General features: G+C 36.7%; 23 protein-coding genes. 15 read left to right on the top strand and 8 right to left on the bottom strand.

All coding sequences use genetic code 11. The annotated features are described in order from the left end of the window. Positions 1-60 precede the first annotated feature (60 nt). Positions 61-666, bottom strand: coding sequence for a trimeric intracellular cation channel family protein (locus ACIQLB_RS03025; RefSeq protein ID WP_400720708.1), 606 nt, complete (start codon positions 664-666; stop codon positions 61-63). A 267-nt stretch (positions 667-933) separates the two neighbouring features. Here ACIQLB_RS03025 and ACIQLB_RS03020 point away from each other — a divergent pair, with 267 nt between their 5' ends. The 3 genes from ACIQLB_RS03020 to glnA all read left to right on the top strand — a co-directional run bounded on the left by ACIQLB_RS03020 (position 934) and on the right by glnA (position 4232). Then, on the top strand, positions 934-2184 hold the full coding sequence (locus ACIQLB_RS03020; protein ID WP_400720706.1) for a methionine gamma-lyase family protein: 1251 nt from the start codon (positions 934-936) through the stop codon (positions 2182-2184). 254 nt (positions 2185-2438) lie between these two features. After that, complete coding sequence (locus ACIQLB_RS03015; protein ID WP_400720703.1) at positions 2439-2813, top strand: MerR family transcriptional regulator; 375 nt, start codon at positions 2439-2441, stop codon at positions 2811-2813. An 84-nt stretch (positions 2814-2897) separates the two neighbouring features. Continuing rightward, positions 2898-4232, top strand: coding sequence for a type I glutamate--ammonia ligase (gene glnA, locus ACIQLB_RS03010; RefSeq protein WP_400720700.1), 1335 nt, complete (start codon positions 2898-2900; stop codon positions 4230-4232). Positions 4233-4484: 252 nt separating this feature from the next. On the opposite strand, the gene ACIQLB_RS03005 is transcribed toward glnA, so the two are convergent. After that, positions 4485-4907 (bottom strand): hypothetical protein, encoded by a 423-nt coding sequence (locus tag ACIQLB_RS03005; protein WP_400720697.1) that lies wholly within the window; start codon positions 4905-4907, stop codon positions 4485-4487. Positions 4908-5785: 878 nt separating this feature from the next. On the opposite strand from ACIQLB_RS03005, the gene ACIQLB_RS03000 reads away from it, so the two are divergent. Both ACIQLB_RS03000 and ACIQLB_RS02995 read left to right on the top strand, forming a co-directional pair. After that, on the top strand, positions 5786-7141 hold the full coding sequence (locus ACIQLB_RS03000) for a YjiH family protein (protein WP_400720694.1): 1356 nt from the start codon (positions 5786-5788) through the stop codon (positions 7139-7141). A 182-nt stretch (positions 7142-7323) separates the two neighbouring features. After that, the gene (locus ACIQLB_RS02995) at positions 7324-7875 is read left to right on the top strand and encodes a hypothetical protein (RefSeq protein ID WP_400720691.1); all 552 of its coding nucleotides are present in this window, start codon (positions 7324-7326) and stop codon (positions 7873-7875) included. A gap of 75 nt (positions 7876-7950) precedes the next feature. On the opposite strand, the gene ACIQLB_RS02990 is transcribed toward ACIQLB_RS02995, so the two are convergent. Genes ACIQLB_RS02990 through ACIQLB_RS02980 form a run of 3 tightly spaced genes read right to left on the bottom strand, consistent with a single transcriptional unit; the run spans position 7951 to position 9857 of the window. Continuing rightward, complete coding sequence (locus ACIQLB_RS02990; protein ID WP_400720688.1) at positions 7951-8631, bottom strand: hypothetical protein; 681 nt, start codon at positions 8629-8631, stop codon at positions 7951-7953. After that, a complete protein-coding gene (locus ACIQLB_RS02985; protein WP_400720685.1) occupies positions 8628-9494 on the bottom strand; it encodes an ABC transporter ATP-binding protein in 867 nt (288 codons plus the stop codon). Before ACIQLB_RS02985 ends, ACIQLB_RS02990 begins: the two co-directional genes overlap by 4 nt. A gap of 3 nt (positions 9495-9497) precedes the next feature. After that, on the bottom strand, positions 9498-9857 hold the full coding sequence (locus tag ACIQLB_RS02980) for a GntR family transcriptional regulator (RefSeq protein WP_400720682.1): 360 nt from the start codon (positions 9855-9857) through the stop codon (positions 9498-9500). Between the two features lie 275 nt (positions 9858-10132). On the opposite strand from ACIQLB_RS02980, the gene queF reads away from it, so the two are divergent. The 7 genes from queF (at position 10133) to ACIQLB_RS02945 (ending at position 16333) form a co-directional block, all read left to right on the top strand. Continuing rightward, positions 10133-10633 carry a preQ(1) synthase gene (gene queF, locus ACIQLB_RS02975; RefSeq protein ID WP_049668571.1) on the top strand — a complete coding sequence of 167 codons (501 nt, stop codon included), beginning with the start codon at positions 10133-10135 and terminating at the stop codon, positions 10631-10633. Then, positions 10633-11268, top strand: a complete 636-nt coding sequence (locus ACIQLB_RS02970; RefSeq protein WP_400720677.1) for a queuosine precursor transporter — start codon at positions 10633-10635, stop codon at positions 11266-11268. The genes queF and ACIQLB_RS02970 overlap by 1 nt, the downstream gene beginning before the upstream one ends. Before the next feature lie 554 nt (positions 11269-11822). Continuing rightward, positions 11823-12074 carry a phage holin gene (locus ACIQLB_RS02965; RefSeq protein WP_400720674.1) on the top strand — a complete coding sequence of 84 codons (252 nt, stop codon included), beginning with the start codon at positions 11823-11825 and terminating at the stop codon, positions 12072-12074. 94 nt (positions 12075-12168) lie between these two features. After that, the gene (locus ACIQLB_RS02960; protein WP_400720671.1) at positions 12169-14253 is read left to right on the top strand and encodes a DUF2339 domain-containing protein; all 2085 of its coding nucleotides are present in this window, start codon (positions 12169-12171) and stop codon (positions 14251-14253) included. 192 nt (positions 14254-14445) lie between these two features. Beyond that, positions 14446-14643, top strand: a complete 198-nt coding sequence (locus ACIQLB_RS02955; RefSeq protein WP_400720668.1) for a hypothetical protein — start codon at positions 14446-14448, stop codon at positions 14641-14643. A gap of 115 nt (positions 14644-14758) precedes the next feature. Then, the gene (locus ACIQLB_RS02950; RefSeq protein ID WP_400720665.1) at positions 14759-15511 is read left to right on the top strand and encodes a prepilin peptidase; all 753 of its coding nucleotides are present in this window, start codon (positions 14759-14761) and stop codon (positions 15509-15511) included. A 99-nt stretch (positions 15512-15610) separates the two neighbouring features. Then, positions 15611-16333: a gamma-glutamyl-gamma-aminobutyrate hydrolase family protein gene (locus tag ACIQLB_RS02945; protein ID WP_400720662.1), complete on the top strand. Its 723-nt coding sequence runs from the start codon at positions 15611-15613 to the stop codon at positions 16331-16333. A gap of 166 nt (positions 16334-16499) precedes the next feature. On the opposite strand, the gene lexA is transcribed toward ACIQLB_RS02945, so the two are convergent. Beyond that, positions 16500-17117 (bottom strand): transcriptional repressor LexA, encoded by a 618-nt coding sequence (lexA, locus tag ACIQLB_RS02940; RefSeq protein ID WP_053483178.1) that lies wholly within the window; start codon positions 17115-17117, stop codon positions 16500-16502. A 164-nt stretch (positions 17118-17281) separates the two neighbouring features. Between lexA and yneA the strand changes: the two genes are divergently transcribed. Continuing rightward, positions 17282-17596: a cell division suppressor protein YneA gene (yneA, locus tag ACIQLB_RS02935; protein ID WP_400720658.1), complete on the top strand. Its 315-nt coding sequence runs from the start codon at positions 17282-17284 to the stop codon at positions 17594-17596. Continuing rightward, positions 17593-18261 carry a YneB family resolvase-like protein gene (locus ACIQLB_RS02930; protein ID WP_400720655.1) on the top strand — a complete coding sequence of 223 codons (669 nt, stop codon included), beginning with the start codon at positions 17593-17595 and terminating at the stop codon, positions 18259-18261. Before yneA ends, ACIQLB_RS02930 begins: the two co-directional genes overlap by 4 nt. A gap of 308 nt (positions 18262-18569) precedes the next feature. Here ACIQLB_RS02930 and ACIQLB_RS02925 read toward each other — a convergent pair whose 3' ends face one another. Both ACIQLB_RS02925 and ACIQLB_RS02920 read right to left on the bottom strand, forming a co-directional pair. Continuing rightward, positions 18570-19109, bottom strand: a complete 540-nt coding sequence (locus ACIQLB_RS02925; RefSeq protein ID WP_400720653.1) for a DJ-1/PfpI family protein — start codon at positions 19107-19109, stop codon at positions 18570-18572. A gap of 65 nt (positions 19110-19174) precedes the next feature. Beyond that, positions 19175-19687: a GNAT family N-acetyltransferase gene (locus tag ACIQLB_RS02920; protein ID WP_400720650.1), complete on the bottom strand. Its 513-nt coding sequence runs from the start codon at positions 19685-19687 to the stop codon at positions 19175-19177. A 209-nt stretch (positions 19688-19896) separates the two neighbouring features. Here ACIQLB_RS02920 and ACIQLB_RS02915 point away from each other — a divergent pair, with 209 nt between their 5' ends. Beyond that, positions 19897-20139, top strand: coding sequence for a DUF896 domain-containing protein (locus ACIQLB_RS02915; protein WP_400720647.1), 243 nt, complete (start codon positions 19897-19899; stop codon positions 20137-20139). The last annotated feature ends 91 nt before the right edge of the window (positions 20140-20230 follow it).

Below are 20230 nucleotides of genomic sequence, written 5' to 3'. Positions count from 1 at the left end.
TTAAAAATTTAAAACAAGCCCAAATTTGATAATTGGGCTTGTTATTATGCAACAGTATAGCTATGCTCGATTCAACCTCCGCAACGGTAACCGCCATTTCTTCATATATGAAAGTACTCTTAGTACTGTGATCACACCAAATAATACATATAAAAAGAGATCCCCTGAAAATAGTTGAAGTCCGATGATAAGCCCGGCAAGTGCTGCCCAAACACCATAGACTTCATCACGGAGGACTAATGGTTGTCGTCTAGCTAATAAATCGCGAACAATTCCACCACCAGATCCTGTTAAGACAGCAGCAACAATAACGGCACTAATAGGCATATCAAGCTTGACAGCATAAAGGGCACCTTGAATCGCAAATGCCGATAACCCAATAGCATCAGTGAAATTGCCCCAACGATGCCAATGCTGAATGAGCCGATGGGGAAATATGAAAAAAATTGTAATGGCTGCAATGGCAATTTGGAACATCATGTCCTGACCCCACAGTGTTGTTACAGGTAAACCTATAAGTAAGTTTCGTATAGCTCCACCACCGAAAGCGGTTACGATACCGAGTATATATACACCGAATAAATCGTATTCTTCCTCCATTGCAATTATTGCCCCGGAAATAGCGAAGGCAATTGTTCCAATAATACTAAAAAACTCCCAAGCCAACCCTGTCACCCCTTATGTGAATAAATCATTTCATGTTGTTGTAGATTACATACTAGAAAACATTAAAGTCTCCTTTTTGTATCTAAAATTTTTGCATAGTAAAGCATCGACTTATAGTTTGGAATTATCAGATATCAAATATCTTATTATAGCAGAATTAAATAGATTTAGTTCGTAATTAAGTTTAGCGCCTATTGCAAGTTTTGCAGGCAAGCTCACAAATTGTTAAGATAAGATTTGAACAAATGTGAAATGGAGAAGAATATAATGACTTTTACAACCAATTTAACAGAAGAAACACTAGCATTAGCTGCTAAAATAGAAGAAAAGGTACGCTCTTTTCATGCAAAGGTAGAAGACATGGCGTTCTTCAATCAACAAAAAGTGCTTGCTGCGTTCCGAAAGCATCAAGTAAGTGATTATCATCTGCACCCGTCTAATGGTTATGGCTATGATGATGAGGGGCGTGACAATCTAGAACGTGTTTATGCAGAGGTCTTTGGAGCGGAGGCTGCCATTGTACGTCCGCAAATTATTTCTGGTACACATGCAATCACACTTAGCTTATTCGGCGTGCTACGTCCTGGTGATGAATTACTTTATATTTCGGGTCAGCCGTATGATACATTGCAATCAATAGTCGATGGTGGCGACAAGGATACTGGCTCGTTAAAAGATTATAAAATCGGTTATCGCCATGTGGATTTAATCGATAATCAAGCGATTGATTGGGAAGGTGTTGCAGCTGCAATTACACCAAGCACTAAAATGATTGCGATACAACGTTCGAAGGGGTATGCAACACGCCCATCCTTTACCATTTCACAAATTACAGAAATGTGTGCAAAAATCCGTGAATTAGCACCAAATGCAGTTATTTTCGTTGATAATTGCTATGGTGAATTTGTTGAGGCACAGGAACCGACCGAGGTTGGTGCTGATTTAATGGCAGGCTCGCTCATTAAAAATCCTGGTGGAGGCTTAGCGAAAATTGGTGGTTATATTGCTGGTCGTGCAGATTTAGTAGAAAAATGTGCTTATCGTATGACATCACCAGGTATTGGTGCTGAAGCAGGAGCAACATTAAATACGCTCAGTGACTTCTATCAAGGATTTTTCCTTGCACCACATGTTGTATCTCAAGCGTTAAAAGGTGCCATTTTCACAGCTGCTATGCTAGGGGAAATTGGCATGAATACATCACCAAGCTATGATGCTAATCGTACGGATTTAATTCAATCGGTTTCTTTCCAAACCGCGGAACAAATGATTGCTTTTTGTCGTGAAATTCAAGCGAACTCACCAATTAATGCGCATTATGCACCAGAGCCAGCGTATATGCCTGGCTATGAGGATGATGTCATCATGGCAGCTGGAACATTTATTCAAGGTTCAAGTATCGAGCTCACAGCAGACGGTCCTATTCGTCCGCCGTTTACAGCATTTATTCAAGGTGGTTTAACATACGAACACGTAAAATTTGCTATTTGTAGTGCTGTTCAGAAAATCCAAAAATAGGTAACGTGAAACTATTCAAAACTTCCATTTTGAATAGTTTTTTTATTTATGGACGAAAAGTTGAAGGTGACCTTTGTTAAAACGTATATTAGGCGTAGCAGAAATCACCCCTACGTTAGGATCGTAAACTTAGTTTTTTACAATTTTTCGTCAGTTCAAAAAAATTATTTTATATCATGTTAGGAAACCTTACATGAGCGGTTGACAGTGTAATTTTTTCGTTATATTATTAGCAGGTATTGGAGGGGACTTAAATGAGTCGTGAAATTAGACGAACTATGCCGTTATTATCTATGAATATCGTAATGCAATTGACCGAGCTTTCGGCACGTCAGATTCGTTATTATGAAGAACACCATTTAATTGAGCCGCACCGAACAGAAGGCAACCGTCGAATGTTTTCATTAAATGACGTCGATATATTGCTGGAAATTAAAGATTACTTGGAACAGGGCATGAACATGGCAAAAATTAAAAAGCTGTTCGCTAAAAAGAATGAACCTGTTTCAACAGATGAACCTAATTTAAGTGACTCAGAATTACGTCGCGTCATGCGTGAGGAAATGCGTCAAGCGCAGCGCATGCAAAAATCATCCATCCGTCGTGGGGATTTATCTCGATTCTATTAATAAAAGGCAACATCATTAATTACTATATTAATAGGGTAGGGTAATGATAAAAAAGCTAGACAATTTATAGGAGTGTGGAAAACTGTGGGTAAATACACAAAAGAGGACATTAAACGTCTAATCGAAGAAAAAAATGTAAGCTTTATACGTCTACAATTTACGGATATTCTTGGCACAATCAAAAATGTTGAGATTCCTGTAAGCCAATTAGACAAAGCTCTAGAAAACAAAATGATGTTTGATGGCTCATCCATTGAAGGCTTCGTACGTATTGAAGAATCAGATATGTATTTATATCCTGACTTAGATTCTTTCGTAGTGTTCCCTTGGACTTCAGAAAAAGGGAAAGTAGCAAGATTCATCTGTGATGTATACACTGCTAAAGGCGAGCCGTTTGCTGGTGACCCACGAAATAACTTAAAACGTATCCTTAAGAAAATGGAAGAAATGGGCTTCACAAGCTTCAATTTAGGGCCTGAGCCAGAATTTTTCTTATTTAAATTAGATGCAAAAGGTGAACCAACATTAGAAGTAAATGACCACGGTGGTTACTTCGACTTAGCTCCAACTGATCTTGGCGAAAACTGCCGTCGTGATATCGTATTAGAGCTAGAAGAAATGGGCTTCGAAATTGAAGCATCTCACCATGAGGTAGCTCCAGGACAACACGAAATTGACTTTAAATATGCAAACGCAATTACAGCTTGTGACAATATCCAAACGTTTAAATTAGTTGTTAAAACAATTGCTCGTAAACACGGTTTACATGCTACATTTATGCCAAAACCATTATTCGGTGAAGCTGGCTCTGGTATGCACTTCAACGTTTCATTATTTAAAGGTAAAGAGAATGCATTCTACGATGAATCTACTGAACTGGGTCTTTCTGAAACAGCAATGCAATTCATGGCAGGTGTTCTTGCCCACGTTCAAGGCTTCACAGCTGTGACAAACCCAACAGTTAACTCTTATAAACGTCTTGTACCGGGTTATGAAGCACCATGTTATGTAGCATGGTCAGCTCAAAACCGTTCACCACTTATCCGTATCCCATCAGCACGCGGTCTTTCAACTCGTGTAGAAGTACGTTCTGTGGACCCATCTGCTAATCCATATTTAGCAATGGCTGTTATTTTAGAAGCTGGTCTTGAAGGTATTCGCCGCAACTTAACACCTCCAGCTGCTATTAACCGTAACATCTATGTGATGTCTGATGAAGAGCGTAAAGCGAATGGTATCGCAAACTTACCAGCAGCACTTGACGATGCTTTAGGATTACTTGCTAAGGATGAAGTAGCTCAAGCAGCTTTAGGTGAGCATATCTATGCAAACTTTAAAGAGGCAAAAGAAATCGAGTTTGACATGTATCGTACAACAGTACACCAATGGGAACGCGATCAATATTTAAAAATGTACTAATTAAAAGCGTTGGTGCCGTGAGGCTCCAACGCTTTTTGTGTGCACCTATTACCGAATGGGCCACTAGAATTATCCTTCAGTATAACCTTGGACTTGGCGGCGCATATGTAGTAACAATGTATAGCGGGGGGTAATAAATTTTTAAGCGACCCAAAACTTTGTATCAATTCAAGAATGGACTAATGACGAGATTCTAATCTACACTAATAGTAAGAAAGCGATAGGGAAGACAAGCCCCATCGCTTTCTTCTATTAACAGCCCATATGATGATGCCCCATATGGTGCCCCATATGATGGCCCATAGGATGGCACATATGATGCCCAATAGGATGATGGCCCATGTGATGGTGGCCCATGTGATGGCGATGGTGTCCCATATGATGATGATGCGGCATATGGCAAGGCTCAGGTGGCATTTCGCAAAGTGTATGAGTTTCGCAACATTCTTCCACTACACATTCAGTGCAAGGGAAATGATATTGATGATCAATCATATGTTTGTTAACGGTTGTAATATGTGCTGGTTGTATATGAGGTACGACCGTATGGATGTAATTAGTGCGTACATATTCCTCTGGTGGACAACAATGTGGTGGCTCAAATTGAGTTGGGCCCATTTGTGGTGGACAACAATGTGGACCTGCATGATGATGATGTTGCATATGTCTATGCATGGTAAAACCTCCTGTTTTGATAAGTTGTGGTTCATAATTAACATATGAGATGAAAGACAGTATGGTCTATTTGTATGCCTATTAAGGGCTAGTTAAATCTCTTAGGCAAACAAAATAGGTATGATTAACATTTCAGCCACTGTAAAATGGAGTTTTGTTGAAGGGTAATGATACAAAGAAGAAGTGCGAAAAACTAGAAGAGAATTATAACAATAACATTTTTTTGGATTGAATAAAAATTCATTTTGTTGTAGAATTAACCGATGTATTGTTGGTTTACGATATTTTATAGCTATGATTTAATGAATAGAAATTTTGCATTGCGGATGTTAATTATAAAAAAGTATGTTTGGACGTTCCTTTATTACTTTTTAGAGGGATGTTTTTTTATTTTATCCGTATTCCATTTTTATCTCGCATTAACGAACAGTAATTTATCTGTACCGAAACGGAAGCGTCAGGTACAATACTCCCGCCTCGAAATTCAGCGAAAGTAATAAAGTTAGGCGGGAGATTAACGGCTCGTAAATGCCTAATTGGTAAAGAATAATAATCAGTAAGGAATAAAGAAATTCCCACTGATTAAAGTACAGATATACATTTCTTGGCAGTTTAACTTCTTTCAGCGGGTGTCCAAACATCCGCTGAAAGAAGTTAAAGCCCCGGCGGATGTCACGGGATCGGAAAGGAGTTCATAAAGGATGTTAGCCTAAATTCATCGCATCCATGCGATAACGGCTAACTGACCTGCGTCGTGCAGGCCTAAGCACAAAGCCGATTCCGGACGCAATTATGCCGAGGCATAATTGATCAGTCCATAACTAACAAGCTTGATGTATAAAACTTCGAAAAAACCTAGAGAAATGAGGCTTTAAATTGTGAAAAAATATCCTACTTCTTCATACTTTTTCTTCATAATTCCGTCTCTTATTGGTGTCCTGTTATTCATGACACCAGTCTTAACGGAAGATGGATGGAAAGTTCCGATTGCTATTTTAGCAAATTTACTAGCTGGTTCTGTTGCTCCGGTTATTAGTTATTTTACTATAATCCTGTTTGCGATTTCGGCAATTGGTTCACTCATTGCCAAATTAATTCCTCGAAATAATACAAAAGAGCCTAGTATTTTAGATACATTATTTTATGTAAATTGGTTTTGGACAATTATAAGAGTCATCGGTTTAGTATTTGCCTCTATGGTTGTCTTTGATTTTGGACCATCTGCGATTAATAATGAAAATACTGGTGGATTATTAATGAACCCAGACGATGGTTTAGTAACATTTTTATTTACGATTTTCTTATTTGCAGGCCTACTATTACCATTTTTAACAAACTTCGGCTTGCTTGAATTTTTCGGAACGATGATGGTAAAAATCATGCGTCCTCTTTTTAAAAGCCCTGGTCGTTCATCGGTTGATGCACTTACATCGTGGGTTGGAGATGGAACAATTGGTGTTCTTATGACGAGTAAGCAATATGAAATGGGGAACTACACGAAAAAAGAGTCTGCCATTATTGCAACGAGCTTCTCTGTAGTATCCATCACATTCTGTATCGTAGTATTAGATACAGTGCATTTGTCACGCTATTTTATTCCATATTATTTAACAGTGGTCCTTTGTGGTCTTGTGTTAGCGGTAATTATGCCACGAATTTTTCCACTTGCTAACAAAGAAGATACTTATATCGACGGTACACCACTAGATTTATCGCGTGAGGAATTACCAGAAGGCTATAATTCTGTGTCCCATGGCTTAGAAAATGCTTTAGCGGTTGCGCATGAAAATCGTGATCCACGTCAATTTTTGAAAGATGGAACTAGAAATGTCTTGGATTTATGGATTGGAGTAGCACCGGTTGTTATGGCATTTGGTACGGTTGCATTAATGCTTGCTGAATTCACTAATGTTTTTGCATTTTTAGGAAAGCCGTTTGAACCTATTTTAACAGTGCTTGGTTTACCAGAAGCAGCTGAGGCAGCACAAACGATGGTGGTTGGCTTTGCTGACATGTTTCTACCTTCAATATTAGGAGCAGGAATTGAAGCTGACACTACACGATTTGTGATTGCTGTCGTTTCTGTGACACAACTTATCTATATGTCTGAGGTCGGTGGACTTATTTTAGGTACAAAAATTCCACTGAAATTTTTAGATCTAGTTGTTATTTTCTTAATGCGTACGATTATTTCACTACCAATCGCAGCATTAGTTGCACATATACTCTTTTAGATTAAAAAGGCAATTGTTCGCATTTACTAACGCGAACAATTGCTTTTTTCTTTATCAAAATCGCGCGTTAGTGGAGAATATCCGTGGAAAAAAGAATAAATAACTGTGAACATAATACAACTTGACACATAATTTCATTGAGTTGGGAAAAACTACACTTAAAGTGATACTGAGGTGATGAAATGGACAGAATTTTTTCTATCTGCTTAAGTTCCTGTTATTTATTATTTTCTCAACCAAGTGATGCCTATATCAATGATTCGCTCAGTCCTTATGAAGAAATTTATCCTGAAATAGGCTATAAAACGGTTGAAACAGCTGCCTCCGATTTTGAACGGCACTATCATCAAGGACTAAAGCTACCACTTCGAGTACCGCCTATTAGTTTTACACATCATTTTGGTCGGTTTAATAATCTTGATGGTGACATGAACGATTTTTTTGAAGTTACATTTATTAATAATCAACTCCCTGAGCATCATTATAAAATAACGGTTCGACCTATTCAGTTTAAGTACCCATCTGAAAGTATAGTAAAGACATTTGAATTGAAAAACGGAACGACTTCAATTTATATGGAAATATCAGGTTTCAATGTACTTGCTTTTGAAAGGGAAGATTGGCAATATATGCTGTGGATTGACAAAAGGGTTTCAAATAAGGTAACACCTGAAGTTTTAGTTGACATAGCCAATTCTATTGACTACACAACGCAAGAGGATGAACAGGGTTAATATAAAAATGCCAAGTCCTTTAATGTGGGCTTGGCATTATTTTCTTTTTGAAAGTATTCCGAATAGCCTCTAGAATTATGCTGCATTGACAGAAGCATTTCGAATCGCCATTGTTGTGATAAAGTAGAGTAATGCACTAAAAACAAATAAACTACTTAAAAGAGTAAAGGTAGATATATTTGATAGTAGGTCAAATAAAGAAGAATACCACTTGAAAATGATTGTAACAATTGAAATTATGACTAGTAACCCTATAAAACTGTAACCACCAAGAGTTCCTAAGCGATAAAAGACAACATTCAGCAAAAGGCCGGCTGTTAGGAAGAAAAGCAGTAAAATAGTATCCAATGCCATCGTTTGTAAAAATGATGGGGAATTAGTAAAAAATAAAATAGGATGAATAATGAATATGTTAGAAACGAAAGTAATTATTTTTTGTGTACAACCAATTATGAAGGCACCTACTAAGCTCCAACAGATGAAAAAGAGCCCCACATTGAACATAAATTGCAAGCGACATAAACCAAGCCTTAAAAAATAAGACAAGGTTTTATTTAGTAACTTTGCTGTCATGACACTGGAAAAGATGTAAACAGGTATAGAAATCATGATGGAAAAAGAATAAATATGCAGTTCAAAAAAAGTATCTATGAAAAGCGAAAATAGGACGATTGAAAATAAAATGCACCAAAAAGTTATAATTTGTTTTTTATAGCTTTGAAATAATACATACAAACTACCCTTTACTGTATTCATTTAATAGCCCTCGCTTTCTGCTGTTTACTTAAATACACCAACATATCTTGTAATGAAACACGTTCAAGCATAATATTCTGTCCTTCAATGGATTGGCCATCAGTGAAGACAATTGCAGTTAGCTCCTGCATAAACGTATGCTTATAAATACTCTTTAGACCATTAATTGCTTGCTCAACTTCAGAAGGACTACCTTTTACTGCAACAATATGCTCATGCCATTCCTCCGCTGTTTTCTGAAGCAGTAATTGTCCTTCGTGTAAAATAAGTATTTCTTCAAATAGCTCGCTTGCCTCATCAATTAAATGTGTAGACAAAATAAAAAGTCTTGGATTTTCGGTTTGTTGTTCAATCAATAAATCATAAAAAGTATTTCGGCCAGCTACATCAAGTCCAATATAAGGTTCATCAAAGATCGTAATTCCTGCATGGCTCGCAAAGCCTGTGATAATGCCTAACGCAGACACCATTCCTTTTGATAAACTGCGAACCTTATCTTTTGGATTTAGAGCAAAAACTTCTAGTAGCTCCATTGCAAGATTCTCATCCCATTTAGGATAAAAGAAGCTATTCGCCTTTAACGTTTGTGCAATGGTCATTTCCTCTTGAAAGTTTCCACTCTCAGCAACAAAACAAATATCACGTAGAGTTAAAGGTACATTAAATACATTTTCTCCATTGACAGTGATGTTCCCGTTAGTTGTAGTAATAAGTCCTGATAATAAATTTAAGAATGTAGTTTTGCCAGCGCCATTATGGCCCAAAAACCCAATGATTTTAGGTCCTTCAATTGTAAAAGTTATATTTTTTAAAGCTTCCTTATGTTTATATGATTTACTAACATTTTTCACTTCAATTTTCATAGGTTAACTCCTTTGAAACATATTTTGTAATTCTTCATCCGAAATACCTAATCTTATTGCTTCTTTTTTCAATGGCTCAATATGGTGCTTGAAAAAATTTTCCTTACGCTCCGCAATTAATATCTCACGAGCGTCAGTACTAACAAACATGCCGACACCGCGTTTTTTATAAATTACGCCTTTGTCCACTAATTCGTTCACTCCCTTTCCGGCTGTTGCAGGATTAATTTGATATTCCTTTGCAAATTCATTTGTGGATGGAATGCGATCTTCGGGTTGTAGGTGTCCATCTAAAATTCCATCCTCTATTCGCTCGCGAATTTGTTGGAAAATGGGCTTTTCATTGTTTAAAGAGTGAATCACAATCCACCTCCTTGTGTTGATTGGTTAATTACTTATGTAACTAACCATATAACGTAAGGATATTTTTGTCAATGCCATATTATGAAAAAATTAGTTGACTGAATGCATTCTTTAAGTTAATATAACTAGCGAATAAGAAAGAGGTTCATAGCGCATACCCTCTATAAAAAACTATGGATGACGTCATCTACGCCATATCCCAAAAATGCGGATATGGCTTTTTTTTATTAGGATTCACGCATAATGAACTTCTCACAATTTGAGGAGGCATTTTTATGGCAGGAAGAAATGAAGAACAAGGATTACAGGATTTAACACTCCTTGGCAACCAAAATACAAAGTATTTATTTGAGTATTCACCGGAAATACTCGAAGCAGTCGATAATTTACATACCAAAAACGATTTTTTTGTAAAATTTAATTGCCCAGAATTCACAAGTCTATGTCCTATGACAGGGCAGCCTGACTTTGCGACAATGTATATTTCTTTTATTCCGGATAAAAAGCTAGTAGAGAGTAAATCTTTAAAGCTCTATTTATTTAGCTTCCGTAATCACGGGGACTTTCATGAGGATTGTGTTAACATCATCATGAATGATTTAATTAAGCTGATCGAGCCACGCTATATTGAAGTATGGGGCAAGTTTACACCGCGTGGAGGCTTGTCCATTGATCCTTGGTGTAACTATGGTCGACCAGGCACGAAATATGAAAAAATGGCGGAGCATCGTTTGATGAACCACGATATGTATCCTGAAAAGGTGGATAATCGCTGATGCTTTACTATTTAAATGGATTGTTTGTTGGCTTTTTAATTTTAGCAAATGTTTTAGCTGTAAAAGTGTTTAGTATAGGTGAATGGATGATGCTTCCGGCAGCAGCGATTTTAATTATTTTCACGTACCCTCTTATAGATGTAATTTGTGAGGTATATGGCAAGGAAGCGGGGGGTCGCACGGTAAGAACAGGCCTTATGGCACAAGTATTTGCGGCATGCTTTATTGCTATTGCCATTGCACTACCACCTGCACAAGCCTTTGTTCATCAACAGGAGTTTGAGACAATTCTTGGTGGCAGTATGCGTGTTATTATTGCAAGTCTTGTAGCCTATTCGGTCAGTGTTAATTTAGATGTAGTCATATTTAGTAAGTTTAAAGAAAAGCATGGAAACGGTAAGCTTTGGCTTCGAAACAATGCGTCTACGATGTTAAGTCAACTCATCGATACGGCAATATTTATTTCGATAGCCTTTTATGGAATAATGCCAATGAAAGTGTTACTGACATTATTTATTACACAGTATTTATTTAAATTTTTGGCGTCCATTGTAGCAACACCACTTGTTTATGGACTAGTTTTCATTGCGCGAAAATTTGATAAACGTAAAGGCTTTGAACCATCTCATAACTGAGATATGAAGATTTATCGGAACAAAATCTTTATCAGACTCCTTTGACGCCCCCAGGAGAAATCAACCCTCATTTTGCCGAAAAGCTATACTTTATTTCATTAACATATTAGATTTTTAACATCAAAAAGCCATCTCAGTAATGAGATGGTTTTTATGATTTTTATAAAGAACATACAGACGATCAAGCTCGACTGAATGTTGATTTTATTGTAGAGAACGATAATCGTGTTCGTTAACTCTTGTAATTTATTATCAATGGGTTGCCGCAAATATTATTAATCGCCCTCAAAAAACTCTACTCATACACCATTTCAATCACCCACATTTACGCAAGCTTGAAGGCATTCATCAACAAGATGCACCCTAACTATTTATAGGAGTAAAGCATTCGAAGTAAAACATATTGATATATAGGTTTCAAAATTTTTAATAACTCATCTCGCCATGCAAATATAAGAATCCTTCTTATTCCACGTTTGTAGCTCCATTTTTGCATATGTGTCATGTTACGGCGAAGCATATACTGTGAATGAGAAGGAGGGAGGTGAGTATTTATGAGAATTAACTGGATGATCCGTTTTCAGCATAAACCATTTTTATTTGCGCTATTTTCGTTGATTTTGTTACTGGCACAGCAAGTAGCAACTATATTTGGTTATGACTTAACGAGTGCAATGAGTGAGCAGGCAACGCACATCTTAAATACAGTATTATCAATTTTGGTTTTAATAGGAGTTGTAGTAGATCCAACTACACGGGGAACCAGTGATAGTGAACGTGCTTTAATGTATAGAAGACCTAGATAAATAATGGAGTAAAAATAAATTAAAAGTGTAATTTTACAACAATAATAAATGTGTTATAATGTTAAAAAATTGGTAAAGTGGGGAGGATGATTGAATGTCGCTTGAAATGGAGCGGAGGGTTGCCAAGCTCGAGCAGGAAATGATGGATTTACGGCAGGAATTAGTGGGCTTAAAGCGTCAGGAATCTGTTGAAAAAACAAGTACATTGAGCCCTAGAAAATCCATTATTGAACAATCTACGCCAAAACCAGCGCAAAACCTAAAACCAAAGCCAACAATAACAGCTTCAGAAAAAAAGATGGAGCCACAGCGAACGTTGGAAGAGCGTATTATGTGGGCACTTCCAAAATTATTTATGGTAATTTTAGTGATGGGGGTGCTTTGGGGTCTTAAGCTTGTGAGTGATTATGGCTATTTATCGAATGAGGTTAAAATCATCCTCGCCTACGCATTATCGATTGCCTTAGTTGCAATAGCTTATGTGTTGGAGCATAAAAAAATAGGATCCTCAGCCATCACAATTTCTTTATACGGTGGGGCATTTATTGTTGGAATATTAACAACAGCCGCTAGTGCGATATTGTATGAAATCATCGGTTTAACGATGGCACTTGTTATTGCCGTCATTTATATCGGTTATGGTATTGCTATTAGTTATTTAAAGAAAAACGAAGTACTAACAATATTTGTAGCGTTTACTTCATTATTACTACCTTATTTACTAGAATATATGGATTTTAGTCCGATTATTATTTTAATCTATGTGGTTGTCCTGTTTACGATGCTGCAATTTGTCATTCAACAACACCAGCAGAAATTAGCTCTCTATATAGCAACCTTTTTCTCAGAGCTAGCTGTCAGCATTATAGCGTTTATGAACCATGACAATCGAGTTGTTTTTGCAATAGGTTTCCTAGTTGTTCTAACTATTTTTTACACGAGTTGGTGCCGTTTATATAATGCAGAGTCTAAATTGAAATATATTCATGTTGGGCTTCAATTTAGCCTAGGAGTCTTTAGTTTATTGCTCTTGAACTTTATTATTAGTCCAATTGAATATAGCGAAGCACTCTTACTCATATTAGTTTGCTTGTTCGCAGCTTTAGCGGGTTATGGCTATAAGCAAAAATGGCAGGAGGCATTTGATAGTGCTGTAACACTCGCATTTATTACACTATGTAATACGCTACTAGTTATGAATTTTCCAGAGAAAGTGGATCATTTGCTCATCCCATTCATCACCTTTGCAGGCGTTATGATGAGTTTACGTTTACGAATTAGTATGATGAAGGTTGTCAGCTCATTTTCATTGATGATTACACTCGCGTTAAGCTTTATAATTCATGAGCCAACACCACTTGTCAGCATAGATCATGCTAGCTTGATCATGCCGGGAATATATCTCCTGATTATTTATCTATACGCAAGACATCCAAAAGAGAAACTGACTGTATTTGAAAAGTTAATGCAGGATCTATATGTGATTGATTTTTTAGCAGTTATCACGACTGGCTATTTTTTAGCCTATATCGGAAAGCTGGATGGAACGTTCTTTGCAGGTGTTGGTAATATTCCACATCTGATGTGTATCATCCTTGCTTTACTTTTTGCTGGATCACTTTTAGTACCAACAAAATATAAAGGGCGTGCATTAACGCCAGTCCTTAGTGTATTTTTCATTCTCTTCACACTAATGCTTGAAGTTATTCCGTACAATATGCAAGGTGTCGAGTGGTTAAATATAGTAACGAGAATAATATATATCGCTGTTATCGTAGCAATTGTGATTGATTTACTGATGAATGGGCGCATTTGTCAAATCTATCAAGAGCAAATAGAGAAACTCTTGGACCCGATTGTAAGTGCAGGCGTTGTGCTTACATTGATATCTGTTTGGGGACTCATATCCCAGCTTACCTACAACAGTTTGCTTGATTGGAAGCTAAGCATTGCCTTCTCAACGATTACATTATTCCTAACAGCGAGTATTGCACTATGGATTAGCACCGTACGCAACTTACGAACAGTACGCATGACGGGTTTTGTCATCTTAGTCATTGCGTTTATTAAGCTTATATTCTTTGATTTGTCAGCGCTAGACTTATTAATACGAGCAGTCTTGTTTATCACGATCGGTGGGATAGGGTTGCTGTTGTCGGGTAGGTTGTTGCGGAAATAAAAAAAGAGTTATTTAGAGTATCATTACAAATACGGTACTCTAAATAACTCTTTATTGATTTGCTCTGTTAAGTTACATGTTGATTTTTTTGATAATATAAAGGAAGGCCTCCAATGAAAGACTTTCTTTATCCTTGATTAGCAAATTTTAATAGAAACCAATATCAGACTTCAGTTCAGAAACTGAGGTGAAATGAATTTAAATCGGAAAGCGAAACCATACATTGGAAACCAAAAGGAAGAAGGTTCTAACGATAGGTTTAAAGAAATACCACATTATTCGGCAACTATTAAATTAGGAATTGATTTTAAATTTTTTGCTTTATTTACGCTATATTACTATATATTAACACCTGAATTAGAAGAAGTGGATGCGAAAGAAAGCTCATAAAGTCTCCGATGGATGTCACGGAATCGGAAAGGAGTTCTTTGTACAAGCACAAGTATCATTGATTTGCGCCATACTTCAAATGTATGGGCATCTATTAGTATAGGAGGACATAAAAATGGAAATTGCTTATACAATTACAGTTTTAATTGTTGGGCTCGTTCTTGGCTCATTTTTTAATGTAGTTGGCTTACGTGTTCCTTTGAAGGAGTCCATTGTGCGTCCACCCTCGCATTGCACTTCTTGCAAGAGACAGTTGACGGCGCTTGATTTGATGCCTGTTTTGTCTTATGTATTTTTAGGAGGAAAATGCCGTAGTTGTGGGCAAAAAATTTCTTGGATTTATCCATTGATGGAACTTATAACAGGCGTATTATTTGCTTTTTCTTATTGGAAATTAGGCTTTAGTGCAGAGTTTTTTGTAGCGCTATTATTAATTTCATTATTAGTCATTATTGTTGTATCGGATTTTGCTTATATGCTTATTCCCGATAAGGTACTACTATTCTTTTTGCCATTACTAGTTTTAGGACGCGTGATATCTCCTTTGTCTCCGTGGTGGGACAGTATAGTTGGTGCTGTCGTAGGCTTTGGCATATTATATTGTATAGCTGTTCTATCAAGAGGTGGAATGGGTGGAGGCGATATTAAATTATTCTTTTTACTTGGTCTCGTACTCGGGACAATACATACAATTCTGACGCTATTTGTAGCGGCAGTGATTGGCATGATTGTTGGCATAGTTGTATTAAAGGTACGCAGGCAGGGAAGAAAAACGCCTATACCATTCGGACCTTCTATTGCTCTAGCAGCTATTATCATCTATCTCTATGGGGATGCGTTGATGGATTGGTATCTCGGGTTTTGGTAATTAATCAGTGGAGGAGTCCTTCAATGATTAATAGTCTTCACCAAGCGTGCTTTTACAAGTAGTTAATGAGAGAATCTGGTAGATCATGGAGGGGATAAGATGAAACCAATTATCGGTATAACGGCTTTTGCGGAGGATGATTTGTCCTCAAGATTAAATGCTGCTTATAGCAAAAGTATAATTGATGCTGGGGGTGTTCCACTTATAATTCCGCTTGGAGTTGAAGAGGATGTAGCACAAATTTTATCGTTGACGGACGGATTATTACTATCGGGTGGCTATGATGTACATCCATTCCTCTTTGATGCAGAACCTACACCAAAATTAGGGAAGGTTCATCCTGAAAGAGATACAGTAGAGCTTGCATTAATTAAAGCGGCTTATATTCGGCAAATGCCGATTCTCGGAATTTGCCGAGGGCTTCAAATACTGAATGTTGCGTTTGGAGGCACAGTCTATCAGGATATTGAAAGCGAGTACCATAGTCGAAAATTAATAAAGCACATGCAACAAGCGGCACGAGGCGTTACTACACATCATGTTAATCTAACACCTGATACATTATTAAAAACGATTATTGAGGAAGAAAAAATTGCTGTGAATTCATTTCATCATCAGGCAATAAACGTAGTAGCAGAAAAATTGGAAGTGGTAGCAAAATCAAGTGATGGTATCGTTGAAGCGGTAGTACACGAAGATTTACCATTTTGTCTAGCAGTACAGTGGCATCCTGAGGAGTTAGCTATTGCAGGAGATGAAGTATCAAAGAAACTATTTACTGCATTTGTAAAGGCAAGTTTGAAATTTAAGGTAGAGGCATAAAATTTTATAAGCATAGATTTTTTTATCAAGGGCAAGTGCTAAGTATAAGAATCCATTTTAAAGTGGGTTCTTTTTTAGTGAATAAAGTGGAAAAGATAAGAAAAAGAGGTATATGCTCTTACGTGAACATAAAATCCTCTTTTTATATTTTAATATTGAGATACTTTTAATGTACACGACGATATAGACCTACAACTTGCCCCAAAATAGAAACTTGGTCTACGATAATTGGCTCCATTGTTGAGTTTTCAGGTTGTAAACGGAAATGATTTTTTTCCTTGAAGAAACGCTTTACAGTAGCTTCATCTTCTTCAGTCATTGCTACGACAATATCACCATTATCAGCTGTTGCTTTTTGTTTAACAATAACTAAATCTCCGTCTAAAATACCAGCTTCAATCATTGATTCACCCATAATTTCTAGCATAAATAATTGATCTTCACTAGTACCATAAGTATCTGGTAGTGGGAAATATTCATCGATATTTTCAATAGCCGTTATCGGAGAACCTGCAGTAACCTTCCCAACAAGTGGGACATGTATAACATGTTGCTTTTGAATAGAATCCTCTGGCTCTAGAATTTCAATGGCACGTGGTTTAGTTGGATCGCGTCGAATCAAGCCTTTTTGCTCTAAACGAGATAAATGTCCATGAACTGTGGAGCTTGAAGCAAGTCCAACTGCTTCACCAATCTCACGTACAGAAGGTGGATACCCCTTTGCGCGCACTTCTTCTTTAATGAACTCTAATATGGCCTCTTGTCTTTTCGAAACTTTTTTCATGATTGCTCACCTCTTTTTTTCTAATCATTCTACTTATTAGTAGTATAACAGAATGCGAACACTTAAGCAAACATAGGTTCGAAAAGTGTTTGACAAAAACGTTTGTTCGCATTATTATAAGAACATATATTCCGAACAAACATTCTTGAAAAGGGGTTTTAAACATGAACTGGTTAAAGAAAAATCCACATATTACAACTTTATTAGGAGCTTGTCTACTTTTTGCAGCATACCTTTTTATAACAGACCCAGGCGATGTAACGTACACAGAAATTGAAATCGCACATGGTGATAGCTTATGGTCGTTAGCCGATCAATACCGTGGTAAAATGAAAACGGATGAATGGATTAAGCTTGTGAAAACAGAAAATGAATTATCGAACATACAAATTATTGCAGGTAAATCTCTAGTGATTCCAGTAGTGGGTGACCAACCCAACCCTATAAATTCAATTGAAATTGCGAGAAATGTAAAATGATTAATAATCAACAATCGGCTGTTGTCTATTGCCGTGTGAGTACAGAAAAAGAGACACAAAGTTCCTCGTTAGAACGTCAGCAAGAGGAGTTGATGCGCTATGCTAAAGAACAGGGCTACGAAGTGAAGCTTGTTTTTAAGGATAAGCATAGCGGCTATGATGTGGAACGTGAAGGATTATTAGAAATGCTCGATTTCATTAAAGAAAAAGAAATAGAAGCATTATTCGTGCAGGATGAAACACGCTTAGGACGTGGAAATGCTCGAATGGCAGTGTTGCATCTATTGCAGAAAACTGAAACGGATGTTTTTTCTATGCGAGACGAGGGACCTTTACAATTAAATGAAATGGATACGATGCTTCTAGAAATTTTAGCAATTGTAGAGGAGTACCAGCGCAGAATCCATAATGCTAAAATACGCCGTGGCATGCGTCGTGCAGTTGAAAATGGCTATCGTCCTGAAAAAAATTTATCCAATCGTGGAAATCCAAACGGTCAAGAACGTAAAGATGTACCTGTAGAAGAAATTGTAAAGCTACGTAATCGAGGCTTCACCTTTGAGGAAATCGCCATGACTCTTAGAGGTCTAGGCTTTGATGTAAGCAAAGCCACTGTCCATAGGAGATATCGGGAACATCAAGAGGGAAGCGGGCAAATAAAGTGACGTTTTAATCAGTGGGAGTATGTCGTCCCGCTGATTTTTTAATTTTTAAAGGTTCTAGATGGAGACGAAAGACCAAGAAGTGATGGTAAGCTCCCGAAGTGACGGATAGAACCCAATCGACGAATAGAATGAATCACTAAAATCCATTTACCATGTTTGATTAAGAGTGAACTATATCCAGTAGCCAAAAAAAAATAAGAGAAGTAGCGATTTCTACCTCTCTTCCTCATAAATTCTCTATAATGTTGAAAAACATTTATATCATCTATTACTGTAACTAAGGTTTCATATTAATTAGCGCAATTTTGTTATTCTCTGTACCAATTCTCATCAAAAGAGAGATGCAGGGCTTTTCCAAAAGTAATGCCAAATTGTATAAAACCTCTACCTCTTGCAGTGATTATGTTGCCATCTTGTACAACTAGGTCTTCAGAGAAATGACTAAGATCAAAGAAGCCTAACTTATTTATACCTTCCGGTGATAATCCTACAGTATATTTTTTGTTCTTTAATACTTCAGCTTTCGCTAAAAGAGATGGAGAGCTAGAGATACTTGCAATGATTACTCCTTTGGCATTCGCATTCCTAATAAAATCAATTAATTCTTGCTCATTTATTAGTAACGCTATATCCATACACCCTGGTAGCAACAAGCTATCGATTTCGTCAAGATTAACTTCACTTATTTGTGTATCGGCTATACAAGATAACCCAGATTCCCCTTTAATTTTTTCATCGTTTAACCCAACAGTAATAGTGGGTTTATTTCCTTGCATTAATATAGATAATGCTACGCTCAACTCATATTCACTAAATTGGGAATACAATAATATAGCGGTCTTTTTCATATCATTCTCCCATCTATTTTAAAACGAAGATTTAGAACTCGACATAGCAATCTAGTGAAAGTATCTTATGCCCATTCCTCATCTAAAACAGCATAGTAGTATTCGTCCCACCACTCATCTCCATTTGGGATGCACTTTTTAAAATAACCCTCGCGTCTCATGCCGATTTTCTCCATCACTCGATAGGATGGGATATTTTCTGGCTGGCATGTTGCAATAATTCTATGAAGTTTCATTTCTTTAAATCCGTAGTCCAGTACAGCCCTTGCTGCTTCAGAGGCATATCCATTATTGTAATAGTTCGGATTCAATACCCAGCCAATCTCATACGTATGGTCCCCAAAATATTGATGGAAAGTAATATGACCAATAACAATATTTTCGCTTAGTAAAATAATAGGGAAGTATTTTGCTTTTTCACCGCTATTTTCTGAAACAAATTTTTTTGCTTCTTCCTCATTAAAAACGCCCTCGGGAATATACTCCATTACAGTAGGGTTTGAAGTATATTCATAGACTGCTTGCCAATCTTGAATTTCAAATTCTCTTATTAATAGTCTTTTCGTTTTGATAAACAATTTATATTCCTCCAAGCATAAATCGATTATAGTTTTGGAACCCTATAAATTAGTTATACACTTGTATTTTCCTAAAGTCATGTAATTTATGGTATTTATTTCAAAAAATTAAGGGTACTAGAAAGGTTGGTATAACTGCATTTTAAGGGGAAACATGCTATACTTTGCATACCATATTCATTAAGATATGTATTGAAAGGTGTGTAACTATGTTATCAAAAGAAAAAATTAACCGAATCAATGAACTTTCTGCTAAGTCTAAAAGTGGTACATTAACCGAGGCAGAAGCTAAGGAACGAACAGCGCTTCGTAAGGAGTATCTAGATACATTTAGAGCAACGATGCGTGATACAATTGAAAACGTAAAAGTGGTAGATGCTGAAGGAAATGATGTAACACCAGAAAAAGTTAAACAAGCTAAACAAGCGAAAAAAAATAAATTTCTAAATTAATGTGACACATTTCTATAAAGTATGTAACAAAACGTTAATAGTATAACAAAAATATTGTTTTCTGAAGCAATGTTGACTAAACTGTATAAGA

It is taken from the genome of Lysinibacillus sp. NPDC092081, from assembly GCF_044755845.1.
Lineage (GTDB): Bacteria > Bacillota > Bacilli > Bacillales_A > Planococcaceae > Lysinibacillus.
Note: the sequence above shows the minus strand (reverse complement) of the source record. Positions and strands in the feature narration are given on the sequence as shown.